Genomic DNA, 5,050 nt, shown 5'->3' with positions numbered 1-5,050 from the left:
CTCTCGACCGCCCCAGCACCCCGCCCGGCGTCAGCTCCCCCGACTTCCCCGACGGTGACGCGGGCTGGCCCGCTACCACCGGCGAGGTCCGTACGCAGGGCACCTTCACGCTGGCGTCCGGCGGGGAGAAGGACGTGGTCACGTACGAATACTGGATGGACTCCAGGCCCGACCCCGTCAAGGTCGACGCCCCGTCCCCCGGGGCCGACGCCGACGTGAAGCTCACTCCCAACTGGGCAGGTCCGCAGAACCTGTACGTACGCAGCATCGACCGCGCCGGCAACCGCTCGGACACCCGCACCTACCTCTTCTACGCCAACAGCCTGTCCGAACCCGACAAGCCCGGTGACATCAACGGCAGCGGCAACGCCGACCTGTGGGGCATCGACGGCAAGGGCATCCTGCACCGCTGGCGAGACCAGGGCGACGGCACCCTCAAGGACGACCCCAAGCGGGCCTCCAACACGACCTGGAACAACGCCCAGGTCACCCACCGCGGCGACTGGAACGGCGACGGCGACGGCTACCTCGACACCAGCCGCGACCCCGTCCTCATCGGGGACACCGGAGCGGACCACGTCACCCTGGCCGCGCCCGGCGACTTCACCGGGGACGGACGCGTCGACCTCCTCGTACGCGGCGAGTCCTCCGGAGGCAATCTGTACGTCTACCACGGCGGACGCCCCGACGGCATCGGCATCGGCAACCCCGAGCACCGCACCCGCATCGGCTGGAACTGGGGCACCGACACCGTCCCGCTGTTCACTGCGGCCCCCGATGCCGACAACAACGGCAAGCTCGACTTGTGGGCCACCACAGCGGGCAGCGGCCGACTCCGCTTCTTCGCCAACCACACCGCCGACGGCCCCGAGAAGGTCACCGCGGTCTCCGAAGCATTTGCCGGATACCGCTCACTGGGGTGACACCCACCGGGGGCCACCATGCCCGTGTCCACAACGGAGAGAGGATGCCGACAGTGCCGTCGTATGCCGTTGCGTTCGGCGAGACCGAGTCGGCGCTGAGACGCTATCGACAGCGGGCACGGGGGTGGCTCGGACTGGGGCTGGGGCTGAGCACAGCGGGGCTGGCAGTCGGCCCGGCCGCTGGCATCGCCGAGGGCGGCTGGGCAGCCACGGTCGCCGCCTGGGGCCTCGGCACGGGTCTGGTCGTCCTGGTGATCGGCACGGGAAGTGTCCTGACCGCGCGCCGGATGCGGGAGGCGCTGTCGGCCGGGCCGTGGGCCGCCTGGGCAGCCCTGGACATCCCGCCGGGCGCGGGAGCGCCCCGCCTCGTGGTGCGGGACCCGGACGCCGAGGAACTGCGAGCGTTCACGCCCGTCGTCATGTGGCAGCGCCACCACGTGGCCGTCCCCGGTCCCACCGGGGTGCTGTGGTGGTGCGGCGACCCGCTGCGCGGGGGAGTGATCGCACAGCCGGGCGGCGGGACACTCGTGTGGGTACGGCCGACCCGCACGCGCCGCCGGCGGATGAGGGATATACGGGGTGCGGAGGCGTCCGGCCTCCTGCGGCGGCCCGCGCCCGCGCAGCCGCAGCCCTCGCACAGCGGCCTGCCGGCGGCGCACCCGCGTACCGGACCGCCCCGCAGGCGGCGCATGCCGGTGTTCCGCTGGATCGCGCTGCTCGGTGCGGTACTCACGGGTCTGGGGTTCGCCTGGTCCACGGCGGCGGACCGGGACCCGCAGATCGAGCTGACCGTGCGCTCCGAGGACCGGCAGGGAAACTGCACCGTCACCTGGCGCGACCCGGACAGCGGCAGGCTCCGCGAGGGCCCGTTCAGGTGCGATCCGGGCCGGGACCCGATTCTGAGCGACTGGGCGACCGGCTGGGTCGTGTCCTACGGGCCGTGGAAGGGCGACCTCTACAACGCCGACTTGGAAGGCACGCCCGCGAACGCGGTGAACGACGCCCTCCTCCTGTCGGGACTGCTGATCTTCGGCGGCTCGGCGGCCGCGGGCGGCATCCGGACCGCCCGGCGCCTGGCCGGCCGACACCGCGCCCGGCGCCTGGCGGCGCAAGCCTCCACCGGCCCGGAGCCGTCGCCGACACCGCTGCCCACCGGCGTGGACCTGTCCTACGCCGCCGCCTGCGAGGCAGCACAGCGCACGGCCCGGCCCCGGACGCGGATCAGCGGCCGACGGCGCGAGGCCGACGTGCGCACTGCTCCGTGGTGGCGGGTGCGCACCCTCCTGCGCATGTCACAGCTCACCGACGTTCTCCTGGGCACAGTCGGCGCCCTGGCACCCCTGCTGTACTGGCGGCTGGTCGACGACGGTGAGTTCCACCCCCTCATGCTGGCCGCTCTCGGCGGGGTCGGAGCGGTGGTGGCGGGACATCGGGCCAGGACGCAGGGACTCCCCGCCGTGCGCGAACTCGTCCGTGCCGCACAGGCCCCCGTACCGGTGCTCAGGTCGTACGCACTGCTGCCCGACCCCCACGACGCGACACCGGTGCTGGTCTTCTTCCCCGCCGGCGCGGGGCCGGACGCCATGCCCGTAGCGATCCTCGCCGTGTGTCCCCCGGGCCCGCGCCGACGGCCGTGGGCAGGGCTTCCCGCACCGGTCGGCACGGCCGACCTGCGAGGCTGGCTGAACAAAGACCCCACTGTCGTGCCCTGGATCGACGGACGCCCCCTGTGGCCCCTCCACTCCCTGCGAGAAGTCCACATCGACACCCCCGAAGACCGCGAAGACGTCGCACTCCTGCTCGGCGGGCAACCGGCGCCCCGGCGATGACGCCACGTTATGACGTGTCACGGCGTGTCAGCGAATCCGGCACCCGGTACGGCGGGTACCGGGCCGTGTGCGGCGGTGGTTCCCCGGCCTCGGGGCTCCTGGTGCGGCGACCACCAGCCGGTAGGGACGCTCGTGCGAGTGACGACGCCAGGACACGGCGCTACCCGGCCTCCGCGGCCTACCATGATGGCCTCGGCAGCACGTCGGCGAGGAGGACATGTGACCAGCCCGGCACACCACTCCATTCCCGTACGCCCCGGTCATCTGCGGGAGGCCGCAGACCGCATCGAGCAGGCCACAGGCATGCGTGTCGAGATCATCGGAGGAACCCTGGTGATGTCCCCGAGCCCGAGCGGAAAGCACGCCGGGATCGTGATCGACCTGCGTGACGCGATCCGACCAGGGCTGCCGGACGTGTGCGAGGCGTTCGAGAACGTCTCGGTCCCCATGCCCGGCGATCCGGACGACTACGCCACCCCGGACCTCACCATCGGCCCCCGGTCCTTCAAAGATCGCGACGAGTGGCTGCTCGACGCGGACGCGGTGGAGCTGGCGGTCGAGGTCATCTCGCCGAACGAGCGCTTGAAAGGAATCAACGAGAAGACCGCCTGGTACGCATCGGCGCGCGTCACGTATCTCCTCCAGATCGATCCCCGAACGGGAACGTGGAGTCTCTTCAGCCGCCCCGACCACGCTGAATCGGAGTACCGGGGCGTCATCCACGGCAAGTACGGCGAATCCGTCCCGCTGCCGACAGAACTGGGCGGCGAGCTGAACACCAACGGGCTGGCTCGTTACGGGGCTTGAAGCCGAGCGGGGACACAGCGCGAGGCTGTCAGAGCTGCCCTGCATGCTGTGGAGGGGGCTGAGGCTCAGCTCCTTTGACCACCACCACCGAACCGGATGCTTGAACGCGTGTAGATGACGCCGAGAGCCTGCCGCGGTGCCGGATCACACGTTGAAGCGGAACTCCACCACGTCGCCGTCCCGCATCACATAGTCCTTGCCCTCCATACGGGCCTTGCCGCGGGCGCGGGCCTCGGCGACCGAGCCGGCGTCGACCAGGTCGTCGTAGGAGATGATCTCGGCCTTGATGAAGCCCTTCTGGAAGTCGGTGTGGATGACGCCGGCGGCCTCGGGGGCTGTGGCGCCCTTCTTCACGGTCCAGGCGCGGGCCTCCTTCGGGCCCGCCGTGAGGTAGGTCTGCAGGCCGAGGGTCTCGAAGCCGACGCGGGCGAGGGTGGCCAGGCCCGGCTCGTCCTGGCCGACGGTCTGCAGGAGCTCCAGGGCCTCCTCCTCGTCCAGCTCGGCGAGGTCGGCCTCCAGCTTGGCGTTGAGGAAGACGGCCTCGGCCGGGGCGACCAGGGCGCGCTGCTCGTCCTTGAAGGACTCGTCGGTCAGCTCGTCCTCGTCCACGTTGAAGACGTAGAGGAACGGCTTGGTGGTGAGCAGGTGCAGGTCGTGCAGCAGCGCCGCCTGCTCGGTGCCCTGCGCGACGCCCGCCGAGAAGAGGGTGCGGCCCTCCTCCAGTACGGCCTTCGCCTCCTGGACGGCCTTCACCTCGGGCTGCCGGTCCTTCTTGACCCGGGCCTCCTTCTCCAGGCGGGGGAGGACCTTCTCGATGGTCTGGAGGTCGGCGAGGATCAGCTCGGTGTTGATCGTCTCGATGTCCTCCTTGGGCGAGATCCGGCCGTCCACGTGCACCACGTTGTCGTCCTGGAACGCCCGGATCACCTGGCAGATCGCGTCGGACTCGCGGATGTTGGCCAGGAACTTGTTGCCCAGGCCCTCGCCCTCGCTCGCGCCGCGCACGATGCCCGCGATGTCCACGAAGTCGACGGTGGCCGGAAGCCGGCGCTCCGAGGAGAAGATCCCGGCGAGCGTGGTGAGCCGGGCGTCCGGGACGCCGACCACGCCGACGTTGGGCTCGATGGTGGCGAACGGATAGTTGGCCGCCAGCACGTCGTTCTTGGTCAGGGCGTTGAACAGGGTCGACTTGCCGACATTCGGCAGGCCGACGATTCCGATCGTGAGCGACACGGGGCGACTGCTTCCTGTTGTGATCTCGGGGATCTCGGGGATCTCTGGTGGTCCGTGGGTTCTGACCCGGCTGGCCCGTCGTCCAGTCTACGAGCGGGCCCGGAGCGCCCCGCACGGCTCTCGCGTGTCCATGACGGCGGCGGGCCGCGCGGACGGCCTACCGTGTCCCGGTGGAGCAACGCAGCGCGCGCACGACCCAGCACGATCCGCGAGAGCCGCAGGGTGCCCCCGGGGGCCGGGGGAACCAGGACGGGAGGG

General features: G+C 71.2%; 3 protein-coding genes and 1 pseudogene. 3 read left to right on the top strand and 1 reads right to left on the bottom strand.

Going from position 1 to position 5,050, the window contains the following annotated elements:
- From G5C65_RS30875 to G5C65_RS30865, 3 genes and pseudogenes are all read left to right on the top strand, one after another.
- A pseudogene (locus G5C65_RS30875) lies at nucleotides 1-923 on the top strand (hypothetical protein); the annotation flags it as partial.
- A 44-nt stretch (nucleotides 924-967) separates the two neighbouring features.
- On the top strand, nucleotides 968-2,752 hold the full coding sequence (locus tag G5C65_RS30870; protein ID WP_165302352.1) for a hypothetical protein: 1,785 nt from the start codon (nucleotides 968-970) through the stop codon (nucleotides 2,750-2,752).
- A 219-nt stretch (nucleotides 2,753-2,971) separates the two neighbouring features.
- Complete coding sequence (locus tag G5C65_RS30865; RefSeq protein WP_338146750.1) at nucleotides 2,972-3,559, top strand: Uma2 family endonuclease; 588 nt, start codon at nucleotides 2,972-2,974, stop codon at nucleotides 3,557-3,559.
- A 144-nt stretch (nucleotides 3,560-3,703) separates the two neighbouring features.
- On the opposite strand, the gene ychF is transcribed toward G5C65_RS30865, so the two are convergent.
- Nucleotides 3,704-4,792 carry a redox-regulated ATPase YchF gene (ychF, locus tag G5C65_RS30860; RefSeq protein ID WP_165302351.1) on the bottom strand — a complete coding sequence of 363 codons (1,089 nt, stop codon included), beginning with the start codon at nucleotides 4,790-4,792 and terminating at the stop codon, nucleotides 3,704-3,706.
- Between the last annotated feature and the right edge of the window lie 258 nt (nucleotides 4,793-5,050).

This window comes from Streptomyces boncukensis, assembly GCF_011045075.1.
Classification (GTDB): domain Bacteria; phylum Actinomycetota; class Actinomycetes; order Streptomycetales; family Streptomycetaceae; genus Streptomyces; species Streptomyces boncukensis.
The sequence above is the reverse complement of the archived record's forward strand: the minus strand, read 5'-3'. Positions and strand labels throughout refer to the sequence as shown.